This window comes from Micromonospora sp. DH13, assembly GCF_020873825.1.
Classification (GTDB): Bacteria; Actinomycetota; Actinomycetes; order Mycobacteriales; family Micromonosporaceae; genus Micromonospora; species Micromonospora haikouensis.
In genome coordinates this window covers 280,568-298,758 of sequence record NZ_JAHWGR010000002.1, presented here as the reverse complement: position 1 = coordinate 298,758, position 18,191 = coordinate 280,568, and the positions used below count along the sequence as shown (strand labels likewise).

17 protein-coding genes are annotated in these 18,191 nt (G+C 70.5%); 5 read left to right on the top strand and 12 right to left on the bottom strand.

The window, feature by feature from the left end; all coding sequences use genetic code 11:
• Window positions 1-51: 51 nt before the first annotated feature.
• From LPA42_RS34340 to LPA42_RS03225, 5 genes are all read left to right on the top strand, one after another.
• Complete coding sequence (locus tag LPA42_RS34340) at window positions 52-2,574, top strand: helix-turn-helix transcriptional regulator (protein ID WP_077939584.1); 2,523 nt, start codon at window positions 52-54, stop codon at window positions 2,572-2,574.
• A 43-nt stretch (window positions 2,575-2,617) separates the two neighbouring features.
• Entirely contained in the window at window positions 2,618-2,890 is a 273-nt protein-coding gene (locus tag LPA42_RS03240; protein WP_198956719.1) for a YgaP-like transmembrane domain, read from the top strand.
• Window positions 2,891-3,019: 129 nt separating this feature from the next.
• On the top strand, window positions 3,020-3,448 hold the full coding sequence (locus LPA42_RS03235) for an OsmC family protein (protein ID WP_077939582.1): 429 nt from the start codon (window positions 3,020-3,022) through the stop codon (window positions 3,446-3,448).
• Window positions 3,449-3,687: 239 nt separating this feature from the next.
• Window positions 3,688-3,933 carry a hypothetical protein gene (locus tag LPA42_RS03230; protein WP_077939581.1) on the top strand — a complete coding sequence of 82 codons (246 nt, stop codon included), beginning with the start codon at window positions 3,688-3,690 and terminating at the stop codon, window positions 3,931-3,933.
• A complete protein-coding gene (locus LPA42_RS03225; RefSeq protein ID WP_077939580.1) occupies window positions 3,930-4,217 on the top strand; it encodes a BON domain-containing protein in 288 nt (95 codons plus the stop codon). The genes LPA42_RS03230 and LPA42_RS03225 overlap by 4 nt, the downstream gene beginning before the upstream one ends.
• A gap of 309 nt (window positions 4,218-4,526) precedes the next feature.
• Here LPA42_RS03225 and LPA42_RS03220 read toward each other — a convergent pair whose 3' ends face one another.
• The 12 genes from LPA42_RS03220 to LPA42_RS03165 form a co-directional block, all read right to left on the bottom strand.
• Window positions 4,527-5,690 carry a CaiB/BaiF CoA-transferase family protein gene (locus LPA42_RS03220; protein ID WP_077939579.1) on the bottom strand — a complete coding sequence of 388 codons (1,164 nt, stop codon included), beginning with the start codon at window positions 5,688-5,690 and terminating at the stop codon, window positions 4,527-4,529.
• A complete protein-coding gene (locus LPA42_RS03215) occupies window positions 5,687-6,859 on the bottom strand; it encodes an acyl-CoA dehydrogenase family protein (protein ID WP_077939578.1) in 1,173 nt (390 codons plus the stop codon). The genes LPA42_RS03220 and LPA42_RS03215 overlap by 4 nt, the downstream gene beginning before the upstream one ends.
• A complete protein-coding gene (locus tag LPA42_RS03210; protein WP_077939577.1) occupies window positions 6,856-7,773 on the bottom strand; it encodes an ABC transporter permease in 918 nt (305 codons plus the stop codon). The genes LPA42_RS03215 and LPA42_RS03210 overlap by 4 nt, the downstream gene beginning before the upstream one ends.
• The gene (locus LPA42_RS03205) at window positions 7,770-8,789 is read right to left on the bottom strand and encodes an ABC transporter permease (protein ID WP_077939576.1); all 1,020 of its coding nucleotides are present in this window, start codon (window positions 8,787-8,789) and stop codon (window positions 7,770-7,772) included. The genes LPA42_RS03210 and LPA42_RS03205 overlap by 4 nt, the downstream gene beginning before the upstream one ends.
• A 132-nt stretch (window positions 8,790-8,921) precedes the next feature.
• Complete coding sequence (locus tag LPA42_RS03200; RefSeq protein ID WP_077939575.1) at window positions 8,922-10,490, bottom strand: ABC transporter substrate-binding protein; 1,569 nt, start codon at window positions 10,488-10,490, stop codon at window positions 8,922-8,924.
• Window positions 10,487-11,317, bottom strand: coding sequence for an ATP-binding cassette domain-containing protein (locus tag LPA42_RS03195; protein WP_077939574.1), 831 nt, complete (start codon window positions 11,315-11,317; stop codon window positions 10,487-10,489). The genes LPA42_RS03200 and LPA42_RS03195 overlap by 4 nt, the downstream gene beginning before the upstream one ends.
• Window positions 11,314-12,345 (bottom strand): ABC transporter ATP-binding protein, encoded by a 1,032-nt coding sequence (locus tag LPA42_RS03190; protein ID WP_158229478.1) that lies wholly within the window; start codon window positions 12,343-12,345, stop codon window positions 11,314-11,316. The genes LPA42_RS03195 and LPA42_RS03190 overlap by 4 nt, the downstream gene beginning before the upstream one ends.
• Window positions 12,342-13,403: a glutamate cyclase domain-containing protein gene (locus LPA42_RS03185; protein ID WP_158229477.1), complete on the bottom strand. Its 1,062-nt coding sequence runs from the start codon at window positions 13,401-13,403 to the stop codon at window positions 12,342-12,344. Before LPA42_RS03185 ends, LPA42_RS03190 begins: the two co-directional genes overlap by 4 nt.
• A gap of 47 nt (window positions 13,404-13,450) precedes the next feature.
• Window positions 13,451-14,503 carry a glutamate cyclase domain-containing protein gene (locus tag LPA42_RS03180; RefSeq protein ID WP_077939572.1) on the bottom strand — a complete coding sequence of 351 codons (1,053 nt, stop codon included), beginning with the start codon at window positions 14,501-14,503 and terminating at the stop codon, window positions 13,451-13,453.
• Window positions 14,500-14,820 carry a DUF4387 domain-containing protein gene (locus LPA42_RS03175; protein ID WP_077939571.1) on the bottom strand — a complete coding sequence of 107 codons (321 nt, stop codon included), beginning with the start codon at window positions 14,818-14,820 and terminating at the stop codon, window positions 14,500-14,502. The genes LPA42_RS03180 and LPA42_RS03175 overlap by 4 nt, the downstream gene beginning before the upstream one ends.
• A gap of 28 nt (window positions 14,821-14,848) precedes the next feature.
• Entirely contained in the window at window positions 14,849-16,213 is a 1,365-nt protein-coding gene (locus tag LPA42_RS03170; protein WP_077939570.1) for an acyclic terpene utilization AtuA family protein, read from the bottom strand.
• Window positions 16,214-16,358: 145 nt separating this feature from the next.
• Window positions 16,359-18,155 carry a CocE/NonD family hydrolase gene (locus LPA42_RS03165; protein WP_158229476.1) on the bottom strand — a complete coding sequence of 599 codons (1,797 nt, stop codon included), beginning with the start codon at window positions 18,153-18,155 and terminating at the stop codon, window positions 16,359-16,361.
• Window positions 18,156-18,191: the final 36 nt, after the last annotated feature.

Below are 18,191 nucleotides of genomic sequence, written 5' to 3'. Positions count from 1 at the left end.
CCTACTCATGGCCGACTCCCCAGAGCCGGCACGGTCACTACCCTGGCGCAGGTGATCCCGATCGGTCGCCGCCAGGCGCTGTCGAACCTGCGCGCGGCCGTGGCCGCGGGCCGCTGCGCGGCCGTCCTGGGGCCCCAGGGCTCCGGCAGGACGTCCGTCCTGCGGGCCGTCGTCGCAGGGCTCGTCGCGGACGGCGTCGATGTCGATCTGCTGGAAGGCAGTGACGCGGAGGCCGCGGTGCCGTTGGCCGCGTTCGCCCCCCTCGTGGCCGCCGTGGGGCTGCGCGGCGCGGATCCGCTCGAGGTATACACCCGCCTTCCCGGCATCGTGACCGCCCAGCGGCGGATCGTCGCCGTCGACGACGCCGACCGGCTCGACCGCGCGTCGCTGGTCCTGCTGGGCCAGATCTCCCGGGTCCGGGCGCGGATCGTCGTGACCGCGCGGGAGCTGGCGGACCTGCCCAGACCTGCGCGGGACCCCGGCCCGACGGGGTGGCACATCGAGACACTCGGCCCGCTCGGGGCCGACGATCTGCTCAGCCTGGCCCCCGACATCCTCGGTGACGAACTCGCCGCGCCCTCTGCGGCGGTGTTCGTGACCCACGCCCGCGGCAACCCTGGCCGTGCCGCCGAAATGCTCCGCGCCGCAGCCGCCTCGGCGGTACGCACCGACGCGGGTATCGAGCTCGGCCCGGTGCGGGTGTCGCCCCGGCTGCGGAAGCTGGTGGCGCCGGAGCTGCCCGACCCGGGCACCGGCCCACGGCACCTGCTCGACCTGCTCGCGGTCGCGTCGGCGCTGCCGGTCGAGGTCGTGGATCCGGCGGCGCTGGGGCCGGCGGAGTCCGACGGGTTCGTCGAGGTCTCCGGGCCCACCGTGGGACTGACCGACCCGCTCCTCGACGACGTGCTTCGGGCCTCGATGAGCCCTCAGCTTCACGCCCGGTACTGCGGCGAGGCCGCCGCCCTGGTCGGCGACCGCGACGGGTGGGAGGCCGGCGCCGTCCTGCTCGCCGCCCGGGCGGGTCGACGGATCGATCCCGCGGTCGCCCTCGACGCCGCCGGGCGGGCACTCAACGCACAGGCCCCCGACCGCGCGCTCCAGCTCGCCCGGTTCGCCGACCCCGACCTCGCGGACACCCAGCTCGTCCTGGGTGCCGCCCATTCCGAACAGGGCGACCATCTGGCGGCGGCGGAGGCGTTGCGCAGCGCGCTCGTCCTGGCCGGCGACGACCGCGCCCGGGTGCGGGTGGGACAACAGGTCGGATTGCTGCATGCGGTCCGCCGGGCCGATCCGGCAACCGCCGTCGAGGAGGTAACCCGGATCGCCGCGTCCGTCACCGACCCGTCGTGGCGTCCGGTGCTGGCCGCCGACCTCGTCAAGTGGCGCCTGATGGCCGGCCTTCCCGTCGACAACATCGAGGTACGGCCGGCGGCGCCCCAGGCGGCGGTGCGGGTCAACGAGGCGGTCATCGCGGCCATGATCTCGACCACGGCCGGTCCGCTCGGCGAGACGGAACGTCATGTGGCATCCGGTCTGGAGGCGCTGGCCTCGACCGACATCGCCCCACCGTTCGCCGGGGACCTGCTGCGCCTGTCGGCGTACCTGTCCATGGCCTTCGGCGGGAACCTCGCCGGCGCCGAGGAGTTTGCCCTCGGCTATCGCGACGCGGCCGCCCACAGCGCCGACCCGGCCCTGGGCATGTGGGAGTACGGAACGGCCGAGCTGGCGTTGCACACCGGGCGGATGGCCCAGGCCGATGCCATGTCCGCCCGCGCGATACGCCACCTGGCCTGGCGGGACTTCACCGGTCTCCGGCCGGCCGCCCGCGCCCTCCGGGCGGCTGTGCTCGCGCGCCGGGGCAGGATCACCCTCGCGCGGGAACTCGCCGGTCAGTGCGCCCCAGAGGAACGCGTCGACCCCAAGGTTGCTCTGCATCTGGCGCGGGTCGAAGCGGAGCGGCAGCTGCGCCACCGCGATCGGCAGGCGGCGCACGAGACGCTCCGGCTGGCGGGTGAAGCGGCGATCGCCGCCCACAACGTTCACCTCGGCGTGCTGGCCCTGGACGAGGCGGGCATGGTCCGGCCGACCGAGGAGGTCGCCGCGCAGCTCGGCGCGTACTCGGAGGTGTCCGACCTGTACCGGCTCCTGGCCCGCCGGGCGCGGGCCGTGGTGGAGCGGCGGCTCGACGTCGTGACGGAGTGCGCCGAGGAGTTGCTGGCCATGGGGATGGTCGGCCGGGCCGCGCAGGCGGCGGCCAACGCGGCCGAACTGGCGGCGAGGTCCGGGGCCGGCGAGCAGTCCAGAAAGCTGCGACACCGCGCGCTGGCCATCGCCTCCACCACCGGATCCGCCCGCTGGCCGGCATCCGACGAGGCCGACGCGCTGACCGGCCGCGAGTTGGAGATCGCCGAACTCGCGGCCCGGCGGGTACGGAGCCGGGAGATCGCCGAGTCGCTCGGCTTGTCCGTGCGTACGGTCGACAACCATCTGGCCCGCATCTTCCGCAAGCTCGGCGTACGCGGGCGCGACGAGCTGCCCGATGCGCTTGGCCCCGCCGCCAGCCAAGGGTGGTGAAGCGCGGGCCCGGCGGCGGCTTCGGCGATACGCTGGCGGGGAATTGCGCAGATTGGTCCTGTATGCGCCGGAGGTGGCCGTGCCCGTCCTGAGGTTCTTCAACTCGCCCGCCGGTCGGTTCGCCAGGGTCGTCCTCGGGCTGGCGCTCATCGCGGTCGGGGCGTGGCTGGGCGGCTGGTGGTGGCTGCTGGCCCTGCTGGGCCTGTCACCACTGGCCGCCGGGATCTTCGACTTCTGCACCCTGGCACCGTTGTTCGGCATGCCGCTGTCCGGCCGCCGCTTCCAGGAGGCGAGCCGGAGCAGCACCCGCCGATGACGGCCGATCCGGCACCGGGCCCACCGACGGGACCACCGGGTCGAAGGTCCTCCCACCAGGGCCGGACGGAACTTCTGCGCAGGCATGCCTCGGGTGTTCGCTGAATCGGGAACGCGAGAGGAGCGGGACATGGGCCACGCTGGCGTGCAGACCACGAACGGGGTCGGGACGGTCGACGTCCGGTTCGCGGCGGGCGAGTCGTACGAGTTCGCGGTGCGGGGGCACCAGTCGCTGGTGGATCAACCTGCGGAGGCGGGTGGCGCCGACGAGGCGCCCACACCGACGGAACTGTTCGTGGCGTCGCTGGCCACCTGCGTGGCGTTCTACGCCGGCCGGTACCTGACCCGCCACGGCCTGGACCGGGATGGTCTGGGGGTGTCGGTCACGTACCGGATGGCGGCCGACCGGCCGGCCCGGGTGGCCGACATCCAGCTGCGCCTACGGCTGCCGCAGGGGTTCCCGCCGGCCCGGAGGCAGGCGCTGCTGGCGGTGGCATCGCACTGCACGGTGCACAACACCCTGACGGCACCACCGAAGGTGACCATCGACGCACTCTGACGGCGTCCGGTCACGGTTGCGGGATACGAGACGGACATCGGCGCACCGGCCTACCCGGTCCCGCCTCTTCGGTTCTGTCACAGGACTGTCATCAACCTGCGGAGTGACCTCCACCATCCGCGGGCAGAGTGCTCAGGGCAATCGGGTGCTCCGGGTCGAGATCCACGTCATCGAGGAACCCGGCCTTCCCCGCCGGTCCGACGTCCACGCGTCGATCGACCGGGCCCTGTCCCTGCCCCGTGGAGGTGATGATCGGCTTGCCCGAATGCCGGCATGTGGACGCAGCGGCGATCGGCCTGCTCCTCGATGTTCAACGCCGCGTGAGCCGTCACGGCGGAGTGCTCACCTCGGGGGCGCCCAGCCTGCGGACCCGGCGGATCATCGGCACCGGCAACGGGACCGTCCCCCGCACGTCGTTCCGACAATCCATCGTCCCTGCCGTGACGCCGGCCGGACGGACATCGACGAAGGAGGCCAGAGAGTGACTTCTTGGCCGCACCCGGAGCACAACAACTTTCCGGAACACAGCCATGTGCTGGACGAGGACCTGCGTCTCGCGGCGTTGGTTGCTCAGCGGATCAGCATCGACTGGACCACCCGCCGGCAGCAGATCTCGGTGACCGTGCAGAACGCCGTGGTCATCCTCACCGGCATGGTCGCCGACCCCGCTACCAGGGCGGCCGCCGCCGAGCTGGCCTGGGACGTTCCCGGCGTCTTCGACGTGTGCAACGCCCTCACCCTGTACGGTCGGGGCCGCAACCACGGATGAGGTCACACCATCGATCACATCGACCAGCGCAGATGGAAATCCGTGGCCGGATCGTCGCCCCGCCATCCCGCCTCACCTCGGATGGCTGAGCTTGTTGTGCGCCGCCACCCACCCCGACGGCATCGGTGGCGGGAGCCTGGGCGGTAGTCACCGCGGCGATCTCTCCCTCGACATGCGGGTCCGCCGGTCCGGACCCGCGCAAAGCCTGCGGGAATCGCCGCGCCGATACTTTTCGATCGTCTGAGGATTCTCTGAGGACGGGCGGAAGAACCGTCGTGGACCACAGGATCCGGATGATCCGGGCGACAGCTACGGCAGTGGCCCGGCGTGGCCCGCACGGGCGAGCAACTCGGGAGACAGCTCACCGAGCCGTGGTGGGCCGTTGCGGTATCGCGATGGCGATGCGCTCAACCGGATCGGATGGGCCACCTGACGGGACGTCATGCCCTGTTCCTGGTCAGGGATCTCCACAATCGGGTCGAGGCCGAGTCGGTCCGCCAACGCGAAGGCCCCCGCGAGATCGTTGACCGGACCACACGGCACCCCGGCCGCGCTGAGCAGGCCGAACCAGTCGTCTGCGGTACGCGGCTCGAGTTGCCGACTCAGCTCCTGGTGCAGGGGCTCGCGGTGGGCGACCCGGGCAGCGTTCGTCCGGAACCGCACGTCGTCCGCCAACCACGGCGTGCCCAGGGCCGTGGCCAGCGCCCGGAACTGGCGGTCGTTGCCCACCGCGACCACCATCGGCCGGTCGGCGGTGGCAAAGGTCTCGTACGGCGCGATGCTCGGATGGCGGTTGCCGATGGCGTGGGGAACGGCACCTGTCGCGAGGTAACCCGAGGCCTGGTTGACCAACGACGACAGCAGCGAGGACAGCAGGTTGACCTCCACCCGTTGGCCCTGCCCGGTCCGGTCGCGGTGGCGCAGGGCGGCAAGGATCCCGATGGCCGCATGCAGGCCGGTGACGACATCGACGACGGCGACCCCGGCTTTGACCGGCTGGGTGGGGTCGGGGCCGGTGACACTCATCAGCCCACCGACGGCCTGGACCAGCAGGTCGTAACCCGGCAACGTGCTCTGCCGACCGAACCCGGTGATGGAGCAGTAGACCACGTCGGGGTTGGCGCGCCGCACGTCGTCGTACCCGAGCCCCAGCCGGTCCATCGTGCCGGGAAGAAAATTCTCTACCACCACGTCCGCGCGGGCCACCAGGCCTTCCGCCGCGGCCCGGCCCTGCGCGGTGCGCAGGTCCAGGGCCACCGAGCGCTTGTTGCGGTTGACGGCCATGAAGTACGTGGCATTGCCGGCCTCGTCCCATGGTGGGCCCCAGGCTCGGGTGTCGTCCCCCTGCCCCGGCCGTTCGATCTTGACGACCTCGGCACCGAGGTCGGCCAGGAGCATAGTGGCGTACGGCCCGGCCAGGACCCGGCCGAAGTCGGCGATCAGGAGCCCGCCGAGGGCGTCGGGTCCGCTCACCGGAAGGCCGCCTCACCGGTGAGCGCCTGGCCGATGACCAGTTGATGCACCTCGGAGGTGCCTTCGTAGGTGAGCACGGACTCCAGGTTGGCGGCGTGCCGGAGCACCGGGTACTCCAGGGTGATGCCGTTGGCGCCCAGGATGCTGCGACACTCGCGGGCGATCGTGAGCGCCTCTCGAACGTTGTTCAACTTGCCGACGCTGATCTGCTCCGCTCGCAACCGACCAGTTTCCTTGAGCCGGGCGAGGTGCAGTGCGAGGAGGTGCCCCTTCACCAGTTCGACCGCCATGTCGGCCAGCTTGGCCTGGGTCAGTTGGTATCCCGCCAGCGCCCGGCCGAAGACCAGCCGGGTGTTCGCGTACATGGTGGCGGTCTCCAGGCACTCGCGGGCAGCGCCGAGTGCGCCGAAGACGATGCCGAAGCGGGCCTCGTTGAGGCAGCCCAGGGGCCCGGACAGACCGTGCGCGCCGGGGAGCATCGCCGACTCCGACAGCCGGACGTCGTCGAGCACCAACTCGGAGGTCACCGATGCCCGCAGCGACAGCTTGCCGGTGATCTCCGACGTGCTGAAGCCGGGTGTGGCGGTCGGCACGACGAATCCGCGTATCCCCTGGTCGGTCCGCGCCCAGATGATGGCGACGTCGGCGATCGAGCCATTGGTGATCCACATCTTGGTGCCGTTCAGTACCCAGTCCCGGCCGTCCCTGCGGGCCCGGGTCCGCATCCCGCCCGGATCGGAACCGAAGTCCGACTCGGTGAGGCCGAAACAGCCGATCGCCTCGCCAGCGGCCATCTGGGGAAGCCACTCCGTCTTCTGTTCTTCGCTGCCGTACCGGTGGATGGCGAACATCGCCAGTGACCCCTGAACGGAGACCAGACTGCGGACCCCGGAGTCGGCGGCCTCGAGTTCCAGGCAGGCGAGTCCGTATGCCGTGGCCGACAGGCCCGCACACCCGTACCCCTCCAGGTGCATGCCGAGCACGCCGAGGGAGCCGAGTTCCCGGGCCAGTTCACGCGCAGGAATGGTGGCGGACTCGAACCACTGCGCGACGTGGGGCCGGATCCGGTTCTCGGCGACCTGCCGCACGGTGTCCCGGATGGCGATCTCCTCTTCCGCGAGCAGCGGCTCGATCTCGAGCAGTCGTCTCCAGGTTGACGTCCGGCTCACGGCGCACTCCTTCTGGCATCGCCGGTCACGCCGGCGTGTTGGGTGAGTTCGGGATCGACCGACCGGGCCGACGACTTGGTTCTCGGGTCGAGCAGATCACGCAGGGCGTCCCCGACGATGTTCACGGCCAGCGCGATCAGGAAGATCATCAGGCCGGGCAACAGTGCCAGCCACCAGGCCGTCGCGACGTACGCTTTGCCGTCGGCCAGCATCGCTCCCCAGGTAGGTTGGGCCGCGTCGACCCCCAGTCCCAGGAAGGAGAGCGAGGCCTCGGTCACGATCACCACGCCGATCTCCAGCGTCGCCACCACCATGATCGGCGCGAAGATGTTCGGCAGGATGTGCTTGACCATGATCGCCACGGTGCCCACGCCGAGCATCCGCGCCGAGGCCACGAACTCCCGCTCCCGCAGGGACAGCGTCTCACCGCGAACCAGGCGGACATAGAGGACCCAGCCGCTGGCTATCAGCGCGATGATCACATTGCGGAGACCGGGACCGAGGACCGCCACGATGGCGATGGCCAGCAGGAGGAACGGAAACGCCAGCCACGCATCGATGAGCCGCATCAGCAGCGAGTCGACCCAACCGCCGTAGTATCCGCTGACCAGACCGACCACGACGCCGATCAGCACCGACACGGTCACCGCCACCAGGGCGACGATCAGCGCGACCCGGGTGCCCATGATGAGCCGGGACAGCACGTCACGACCCAGCAGGTCCGTGCCGAGGAGGTGCCCGTCGGACAGCGGAGCGAGCAGCCGCGCCCCGAGGTCCTGGGCGTTCGGATCCTGTGGCACCAACAGTGGCGCCGCCACCCCCACCACGACGAAGAGCACGGACACGAGCACCGCGACGCGGGTGGACCAGCTGCGCAGCAGTCCCGTACGCAGCACGTGCGCGAGAGTCTTCATGCCCGGCTCCTCCTACCCTGCCGGATCCGGGGGTCGAGGACGCCGTGGAGGATGTCGGCGCAGAGGTTGACCAGCACGAACAGCACGGCCATCAGCAGGACGCCGCCCTGCACCAACGGGTAGTCGCGGGCTCGGATCGCCTCGACGATGAGCCGTCCCAGGCCCGGCCAGGAGAAGATGGTCTCCACCACGATCGCTCCGCCGAGCAGCGAACCGATCTTGACTCCCATCATGATGACGGTGGGTGGTAACGCGTTGCGGAGCATGTGCCGGACCACGGTCAGGTGGCTGACGCCGCGGGCCCGCACCGCGTCGATGAAGTCCTGGTTCTTCGCCTCGATCAGACCGGCGCGCAACACTCGCACGACCGTGGCCGCCAGCGCCGTACCGAGCGTCACGCTCGGCAGCGCCACATGCCGCAGGGCGGAACCGAAGGCGGCCGGGTCACCGCTCAGCAGGCTGTCCAGCACCACGAAACCGGTGAGGTGTGGCACGTCGACCCCGAGGTCGAGCTGTGATCCGGTCGGCAGTACGCCCAGTTTCACCGAGAAGAGCAGGATGAGCATGATGCCGAGCCAGAAACTCGGCATCGAGATGCCGAACAACGCGATGGCGCTGCCCGCGCGGTCCACGAAACTGTTCTGTCGCAGGGCTGACACGACCGCGATCGGCACCCCGACGATGGTCGCGACCAGCACCGCGCCCACGGTCAGCTCGATCGTCGCGAACAACGCCGGTTTGATGAGCGAGAGGACGCTGGCCCCACGGAAGATCGAGTTACCGAGGTCGCCGGTGACGGCCGAGCCCAGAAAGTGCAGGTACTGCAGCAGCAGAGGCCGGTCCAGACCGAGGTTGCGGCGCGCTTCCTCCTTCTGCTCGGCGCTGACGTTCTGCTCACCGAACAGTCGGTCGACCGGGTCGCCCGGCGCCAGGTGCAACAGCAGGAAAACGATCACGGAGACGATGAGAAGCACGAGCGCTGTCTGCAACAGACGGTTGAAGAGAAGTCGGAGCATGACACCTCCAAACAAGTGTCTCGGCGCGCCGGTGGGGCTGACGCGGGCCTACGGGTGATCCCGGGGGCCGGAACCGCCTCCGGGAGTGCCGACCGGGCCCGGCCCGTCGGCGCGGGCCCGGTCGACGACAGGTCACCCCGCCAGGTACGCCTCGGTGAGGTGGTAGATCCCGGTGGGGGACGGCTCCCAGCCCTGCAGCGAACTGGACACGCCGTACATCTCGTCCGGGGTCACGAGGGGTCGCCACGGCGCGTCGCGCACCAGAAGGTCGATGACCTTCGCGTAGTCCGCCAGCCGGGTGGGCTGGTCGGCGGTGCCGCGAGCGTGCTCGATCAGCGCGTCCAGCGCCGCGCTCTCGTAGTTCGTGTAGCGGCTGTCGTCACCACGCTGGCCCCAGAAGTGCCGGCCGACAATGGCGTCGAGGTCACCCTCGGCCACCCCCCAGGAGCCCAGGTATGCCTGGCTGCGGCCGGTGGAGATGGCCTCGTTGAAGGCCTCGTCCTCGAGCGGCTGGAGCTTGACCTTGAGGCCGGCCGAGGTCAGTTGCCCCACCACAGCCTGGGCCAGCGTCAGGTCGGACTGCTTGATGTCGACCGTCACCGGGGCGCCGACCGACTTCAGGGTCGCCGTAGCCGGCTGCGGAGCGAAGCTGAAGCCGGCGGCCTGCTTCTGGTAGCCGAACATCTGCGGGAATGCCGGCTGGTTGAGCGCTTGGGCGCGCCCCTTGTAGAGGCTCTTGGCGAGCTCCTCGGTGTTGATCACGGAGCCGACCGCCTGCCGCACGCCGACGTCGGTGAACGGGGCGGCGGTGACGTTCATGGCGAGGAAGTAGATCCGGGTCCCGCTGGCCGACACGGCCTTGACGCCGCCGGTCAGCGTGTCCGCCAGGTCGGTGGGGATCTTGTCGGCGATGTTGATCTCGCCGGCCTGCAACGCCGCGATGCGGGCGGCCACGTCCGGGATGGTCTGGAAGGCGAGTTGCCTCGCCTTGGGCTTGCCACCCCAGTAGTCGTCGTTGCGCTCCAGGATGATGCGGTCCTCGGTGCGGCTGACGAACTTGTACGGCCCGGTGCCGATCGGCTTGGCGTTGAACTCCGCGGCACCGACCTTCTCCAGGTACTGCTGCGGCACGATCTCCTGGAAGGCGAGGATGGTCAGCAGGGTCGGGGCGGGTGCCTTGGTCTTGATCACCAGCTCGTGGTCGCCCTTCACGCTGACCTCGGCGACGAGCGCCGCCAGCTGGGTCTGCCACGAGGCGTTGTTCTTCGGGTCGAGGATGCGGTCGAGGTTGAACTTGGCGGTCGCCGCGGTGAACTTCTCCCCGTCGTGGAAGGTCACGTCGTCGCGCAGGGTGAACACCCAGGTCAACTCATCGGGATTGCTCCACGAACGGGCCAGTTGCGGAGCCGGAACCAGGTCGCGTCCCTGCACCACGAGGGCGTCGAAGATCTGTCGTTTGACCGCCCGTGTCTCCCGGCCGCCGGTGGGCGGCTGAACCGGGTCGAGGTTCATCACCTTGTCGGCCTGCCCGATGGTGAGCAGAGCGGTCTCCCCGTCGTTGCCGGTGGCGTCGTCCGTGCCGCTGGCGCTGGAACAGGCGGCGGTCAGGGCCAGCAGGGAGGTGAGCAGAACGGCCGTGACGGATCGCCCGGCGGGTCGATGTCCCGGGCGCGGGCGGCGCCCGGGTCGGGGAAGCTTCATGAGTGGTCCTTTCGTGGGACGCGACGCCGCAGCGTCGGGTCAGGAACCGGCGTGGCTTCGATGAGGCGTTCGGTGTAGGGATCCTGGGGATTTCGGATGACGTCCCTCGTGGAGCCTTCTTCCACGATGAGTCCGCGCCGCATGACGGCGACGCGGTCGCAGAAGCGCTCCACCACGGCCAGGTCATGGCCGATGAACAGATAGGTGAGGTGCGACTCCTCCTGCAGATGCTTCAGCAGGGTGAGGATCTGGGCCTGGATGGAGACGTCCAGCGCCGACACCGGCTCGTCCAGCACGAGGATGGCCGGCTCGACGGCGAGCGCCCGCGCGATGGAGATCCGTTGTCGTTGTCCGCCGGAGAACTCGTGGGGGTGCCGGTCCAGCGCCGACGCCGGCAGACCGCATCGCTCCAGCAGCTCGACGACCCGGTCCCGGCGCCGGTTGCGGGGCACCAGGTCGTGCACCCGGATGCCCTCCTCGACCAGCGTTCCCACCTTCCAGTACGGGTTGAGCGAAGCCATCGGGTCCTGGAAGACCATCTGCATGGACCGTCGGAACGCCTTGACGTCCCGACGGCGCAGGGACCCGACATCCCGGCCCTGCACCCGGACCGCGCCCCGGTCCATCGGCTCCAGCCCGCAGACGATCCGGGCGGTGGTGGACTTCCCGGAGCCGGACTCGCCGACCAGACCGAAGGTGGATCCGGTCGGGATGTCGAAGCTGATGCCCCGGACGGCGGGCACCGGCGTCCCCCGGGCGAACATGCCCCGGCCCTGCCGGTAGCTGCGGGACAGATCCCGTACCGAGATCGCAGGTTCGCCGGTCATCGCGGGTCCTCGGGACGGAAGCAACGGAATCGGTGCGCGCCGTCCGTCTGCTCGGCCGGCACCCGCTGCCAGCAGAGGTCGACGACGCTGGCGCAGCGGGGGGCGAACGGGCAGCACGACAGCTCGGTGGCCACCCGGATCGGGTTGCCGGGGATCGGCCGGAACTCCCCGGTCCCGCCCATCCGTGGCAGCGACGTCAGCAGCGCGGCGGTGTAGGGATGACGCGGGGCCGCGAACAGGCCGGTCGTCGTCGCCTCCTCCACGATCGTCCCGCCGTAGAAGACGGCGACCCGGTCGCAGGTCTCGGCGACAACCGCCAGGTCGTGCGTGATGAGGACGACCGCCACCCCCCGGCTCTCGACGATGCCCTGGAGCAGCTCCATCACCTGACGCTGGATGGTGACGTCCAGCGCGGTGGTCGGCTCGTCGGCGATGATGAGTTCGGGGTCGGCGATCAGCGCGGAGGCGATGACGGCACGTTGCCGCATCCCGCCCGAAAGCTGGTGCGGGTAGCTGTCCAGGCGCTGCCGGGGGTCGGGGATACCGACCTCGGCCAGCAGGTCTGCGGCTCGGCGGCGCGCCGCCGAGCGCCGCATCGACCGTTTGGCCAGCAGCGCCTCGACGAGTTGGTCCCCGATCGTGTAGACGGGGTCGAGGGCGGCCAGGGCGTCCTGGAAGACGAATCCGATCGACGAACCGCGGATCGCGCGCAGCCGCTTCGGCCGGGCCTGGAGCAGGTCCTCCCCCTTGAACAGGATCTGGCCCCGCTTCCGCGCATGGCCCGGGAGCAGGTCGATGACGGCGCGAGCGGTGACCGACTTACCGGAGCCGGACTCGCCGACGATGCCGAAGAACTCGCCCCGAGCCACCTCGAAGGTCACCCCGGACACGGCGTGGACCTCGTCGAACCGGACGTGCAGGTCCCGGACGCTGAGCAGAGGGTCGGTGACCTCCCCGCCGGCGGGCACCGCCCGGGCCGGCCCGGGACCGACCGCCACCACCCGCCTGTCGCCAGCCGGGGCGCTCACGGTGACGTGCCCGTTCGGTGCTGCGGCCAGGCTGAGGGATCCACACCGACGCCGATGAGGGTACGCAGCAACGCGATCACGGCGAGGTGCACCTCCTCGTCGAGCCCGTCGGACGTGGGCTCGGTGAACCCGGTGACCCCGTCGATGAGGCCGTGCCTGGCGCACGCCTGCAACATCCGGTGTTCTGTTCGCTCGTCGTGCATGACCTCCACCTGGCCGAGCAGGGCGGCGAGGGCGGCGCAGATGCCGTACCCGCCCCAGTTGGACACGGTGACCGGGACGACCACGTCGGTCTCGGCCGCCGGCACCACCCCGCCGCCGCAGCCGCAGCCGCAGTCCAGGCCGTACGGCAGGATCTGCCGGAGGCTGCCCTGGGCGTTGCCCATGCCGATCTCGTTGCCGCCGTCGCCGATACCGATGGTGGCGATCCCCCGCTCCCGACACCCGTTGATCAGGTCGGTGGTCGGAGCGACCGAGGCGGTGCACTCCCGCCCCTGGCTCATGTGCACCCGGCCCCGTTCGTTCGCCCCGCCCTTCTCGATCGCGACGAAGGCACCCACCGGGTAGGTCTCCAGCAGCCGCGTGGTGAGCCGGCCGGCCGCCCGTGGGTCCACCGGATGAGGTACCACCGCGGCGGGGTGCAGCAGCACGTCCGGGCTTCCGGCGGCGACCGCCTCGTCCAGTTCCAGGCAGCTCAGGCCGGCCGCGTGCACCACCGCCGTCATCGCCGGGACGAGTTCGGGCTCGACCAGCAGTACCGGGACGGCGCCCAGTCCGACCTGGACGGCGCGGGCGAGCGCGGCCGCCCCCGTGGGACCGTCGGACTCCGCGATCCGGTGGGAGATGTAGGGCCGGTTGAGCCAACCGGTCGCGATCAGCACCAGGTCTCCGGGGCGCACCGAGTCCCGCAGCAGCCGGGCCGCCAGCAGGCTCAGCGGTGTGCCGTAGTGCTGCCGGAAGTGCGGGTAGATGATGCTGATCCGGTCGCGCTGCGGCAGATCGATGCTCAGCAGGCGATCGATCTGGTCCGTGATCTGCCACACCGCGTCGGTCGGCATGTCGCCTCCATCGATTTCGAGGTCGCTCTGTCCACCGGGGTCCCGCCTCATGACCAGGCCGCCGAGTTCACCCCGACGCCGACCACGGCGCGGAGCATCGTCACCATCGCCCGGTGCACCCGCAGCGGCAGTCCGTCCGCGGTGGGGCCGACGTATCCGGTCACCCCGTCGATGAAGCCACCCAGGGCGCAGGCGCGGAGGACGTCCTCCTCCAGTTCCTCGGTGTGCATGACCTCTGGTCGGTCCAGCAGCACCGCCAGGGCGGCAGCGATGCCGTACGCGCCCCAGTTCGAGACGGTCGCGGCCACGACCACGTCGGTGGGGTTGCTGGGGACGACGCCGCCACCGCACTCGCACCGGCACCGTTGACCGAACCGGAGTTCGGGGCGCAGCCGGTCCCGGATCGTGCCCATGCCGATCTCGTTACCGCCGTCACCGACCCCGATGCTGGCGATGTTCCGGGCTCGGCAGACGTCGAGCAACGCGTCCACCTTCGCCAGCGGTGCGGTCGTGTCGTCGCCACGGCTGGTGTGTATCCGGCCCTGCTCGTTACGCCCGCCCTTCTCGATCGCGACGAACGCACCGACGTCCAGGGAGTCGCAAAGGTCCACCGCCGCCTGCTCGGCGGCGGCCGGATCGCTGGGGAACGCCACCACCGCTGCGGCGTGCAGGCGCGCGGTCGAGGCGGCCGCCTCGACGGCCTCCTGCGGAGACAGGCAGCGCAGCCCTGCCGCCTGGACAGCCAACCGCGTGCCGTCGACGATCTCCCGCTCGACGAGAATGACCGGCACCGCGCCGAGCCCGGCGTGCAGTGCCCGGGCCAGGAGGGCCGCGCCGGGCGGCCCGTCGTTCTCGGCCACCAGCCGGCTGACGTGCGGCCGGTCCAGCCATCCGGTGGCGATGAGGGCGACCCGGCCGGGAGTCAGCCGCTGCCGCAGCAGGTGCGCGGCGGTTGTCGACAGTGGGGCCCCGTGGTGTTCGCGGGCGGCCCGGTAGATGAGGTCGATCACCCCGCGGCGGGGGAAGTCGAGGCTCACCAGCCGGTCGATCATGTCGCCCTTGCGCCAGGCTGCCTGCTGGGGTGTTGCCGCCGTGCTCATGGGATCACGACGCCGACGAGCGGTGCGTACTGCTGGGCCCCGAAGATGTCGGTGTCACCCGGGCTGCCGCTCGGGCGGTCCCGCCGGATAGTGATCTTGATGGCCTTGAGCGGCGGCAGTTCGAGGAAGGTGACGACCGCCTCGGGGGTCGTCCGGAACAGCTCGGCGATGCTCTCCCGGGTCAGTGCCTTGCTGTCGACGACTCGCTGGAACCGGGCCTCGTCGTCGAAGAAGATGTCGAAGGTGATCAGGTCGACGCCGGCGTTCTTCGACCTCAGGGTCTTCGCCAGGTCGACGAGTCGGGTGGGCTGGGACATTTCTTCTCCTGCGGTGGGCACGGCTCGGTCAGGAGCGGGAGGACAGGATGCGCGGGGCGAAGACGTCACCGAGGGCGGTGATCGGAATGATGTGGTTCAGCGTCCACTCGTACGCCGGGCTGGCCTCCAGCACCTCGTCGAAGAGGAAGGAGACGCTCCCGGCCGTGCCCTTCACCTCGGGCAGGCGGGCGTAGAAGACCTGACGGGTCGCCGTCATGGTGACGGCGCGGGCAAGGTCGCGGTCGGCCGCGACGCCCTCGATGACCAGGCCGAGTTCGTGGGCCGGGGTGGTGTCGAACTCGTATCGCTTCAGGATCGCGTCGCGCCCGAAGGGGTGGATGTGCAGTTCGTAGCCGCCGTCGGGATACTGCTCGGCGACCTGCTTGCGCGCCCAGGCCATGACGTCGTCGATGCGGGCGATCGTGTACTCGTCACGGACGCCCGCGAACCCGACGAAGCGGTGCCCGACGAAACCGGAGCCCTCCAGTTTCACGGTGACGTCCGCCGCCGGCAGCCAGCGCGGTCCGGTGACCCGGGTGGACTTCTCGGCGATCTGCTCGTACCGGCACTCGGACATCTCCAGCGTGCCGCCGGCGACGTACTCGTAGTAGGGCTGCGCCCGCTCGTACATGGAGTGGCTCGCCACCGAGGCCGGGGTGCAGCGCTGGTCCGGGTGCATCGCCGTCACGTCGACGTGGGTTTCGGTGATCTCGCCGACGACGCTCTCCTTGCCCGCGTAGGGCTCGGCGCAGAAGGACGCGCACTCGAGCACCTTGCCGAGGTAGTACGAGAGGCCCTCGGGAAAGCCGGCCCGGATGGCCGGGGCCGCGAAGACGGCGCAGTCGCTGGAGCGGCCGCCGATGATGACGTCGGCCCCCTGGTCGAGCAGGGAGATGTAGGGGGCGGCGCCCGCGACGGCGACCACGCGCTGCGTATGGTCCAGAGTGGCCGCGGTCAGGTCGGGACGCCCGTCCAGCCCCGACACGGTTGTCCCGTCGGCCAGCGCCTGCCGCACGGTCTCGACGGGTACCTCGGAGTTGAAGTAGCCGATGGTGAATTCCGGCAGGTCGTGCCGACGGGCGATTTCTTTGATCATGTCGACGAACAACGCGACGCTGCGGTCGGAGCCGGTGTCACCGGCCGAGCCGATCAGCATCGGGATGCCGTGCTCGCGGGAGGCCAGCAGCATCAGCTCGAGGTCGTGGTACTGCCAGTCCCGAGGGCTGGCGCAGGTGTCCGCGCCCAGCGGGCCCGGCCCGATGTCGCAGCTGCCGGAGTCCGCGATCAGGTAGTCGAGGTCGTGCTTCAGGGCCGCACGGAAGCTGTCTGGACGGGTCGGCGCGAATCCGAGATGCCCGTTGGGGCTGACGATTCGCAGGGGTTTGCGTGACATGCCATCCCTTGGAGAGTTCGAAGCGGGGTAGCTGGACTGGTGTTGTTCCTGGTGGTGTCTGGTGTGGTCCGGACGGACCGCGCCAGTGGTCACACCGGTGGTTGGTCGAGGTGTCCGGATGCGTGGCCGGCGGTGCCGGACGGGCTCACCGGTCCGCCTCGGCGGGCCCGCCGGTGACGTCGCTGCGGACGCCCGAGCCGCGCAGCCGGGAGGGAGTGTCCGGCCCGCAGTGCACCGCGACGGTGTAGTGGCGTGCCGCCTCGGGATTGCGATCGAATCGGGGCCAGTTGCTGGTGGCCACGTCGACCCGGATGCGATGGCCCGCCGCGAAGACGTTGCTGACGTGCAGGGGCCCGAGGGTGACCAGCGTCGGTGTCGTTTCCTCGTGCCCCGCGACCTGGACGGTCCAGGAGGCGCAGCGGCGGTATCCCTCCGTCACGTTCAGATGGAATCCCTCGGGAAGCTCGGCGCTACGGGGGTACTCGTCGATGAGCTTCACCGACACGTCGCAGGACGGGCTGTCCGAGGAGAGCCACACGTCGACGTAGAGCGGGCCGGACAGGTCGACGTCCGCCGGCAGCGGCTCACTGCGGAAGGCCGCCACGTCCGGCCGGGACGACAACGGCAGCCCGGTTCCTGGAGAATCCAGCGCCTCCGGCACCTCGCGCTGGTCGCACCCACCGCTGGTCAGGAATCCCGGCATGATGTCGGGGTTGCGGATCGAACTGCCGACGGTGGGCACCGGCCGGTCGCGGTCCACCACGAGGACGCGCCGGTCGGGGGCGACGTCGTCACGGGAGGTCATGCGGCCGTCCGCCGTGAACCGCCAGTCGATGTCCGTACCACCCGGTGGCGGCCATGCTGCCGCGGTCTGCCAGCCACCGCCGTGCACCAGCCGGCGGCTGGCGTCCAGGCCGCCGCCACCCCCACCCATCCGGAAGTACGTCACCAGTGGTGACGCGTCCACCGCCGACGCGCCGCGGCCGCGCAGGTGAGCATCGAACCAGCGCAGCCGCAGCTCGTTCATGTTCAGCGAGGACTGCGGGCCGAAGAACGTCTGACCGACGTGGTCGGGATGCCCGTACGGGTCGGCGTGCAACCAGGTGCCGACGATGACCCGCTTGGCGGTGCGGTGTCCCTCGAACAGTTCCAGCTTGCGGAAGGTCGCCCACTGGTGGTGGCCGTACCAGCTCGTGACCATGAGCACGGGGATGTCGGGGTATCGGTCCAGGTACGGCTCGACGTTCATCTGGGGGTTGTCCCAGCCGGGGCCGTACCGCACCGTGTCCTGCGCGAAGAGCAGCCAATCCTCGTACTCGGGCAGGGCGGACACCGGTGAGTCCCCCCGACGCCACGGTGCCCGCCGGAACCATTCCTTGCCGCGGTCCCGGGCACGTTCCAGCGCGGCCCGGACCACCGGGTCGCGTCTGGCCTGAGGACTGGACAATGCCATCCGCAGCGCGTACGTCCCGAGCTGTCCCAGCACGAAGGCGCCGTCCTGCCGTACCGTGCTCCGGAAGTAGTTCAGGCCCGCGTCGAAGATCACCTGCGCCTTGAGGGCCGGGTGTCCGGTGATCGCCAGGGACTGCTGGTTCGCGCCGGTGTACGACAGGCCGACCGTGCCGATCTGCTGGTCCGACCACGGCTGCGCGCAGATCCAGGTCAACAGGTCGTGCCCGTCCTCGCCCTCGTGCGGGCGGGCCAGGTAGTGCTGGAAGACTCCGTCGGAATCACCCCGTCCCCGGGTGTCCTGCAGGACGACGTGGTAGCCGCGAGCGGCGAAGAAGGCGGCCATGTCGAGCAGTTCGGGCTTGCGCCGGCCGTACGGGGTGCGCTCCACGATCGTCGGAGCAGGCCCGAGCGAGCCGTTCGCCGCGTGGTAGACGTCGGTGGCCAGGCCACACCCGTCTCGCGCCGGCACCGTGACCGTGCTCCGGTTCACCTGACCATAAAGAAGCCATTTATCGTCATTCATCTG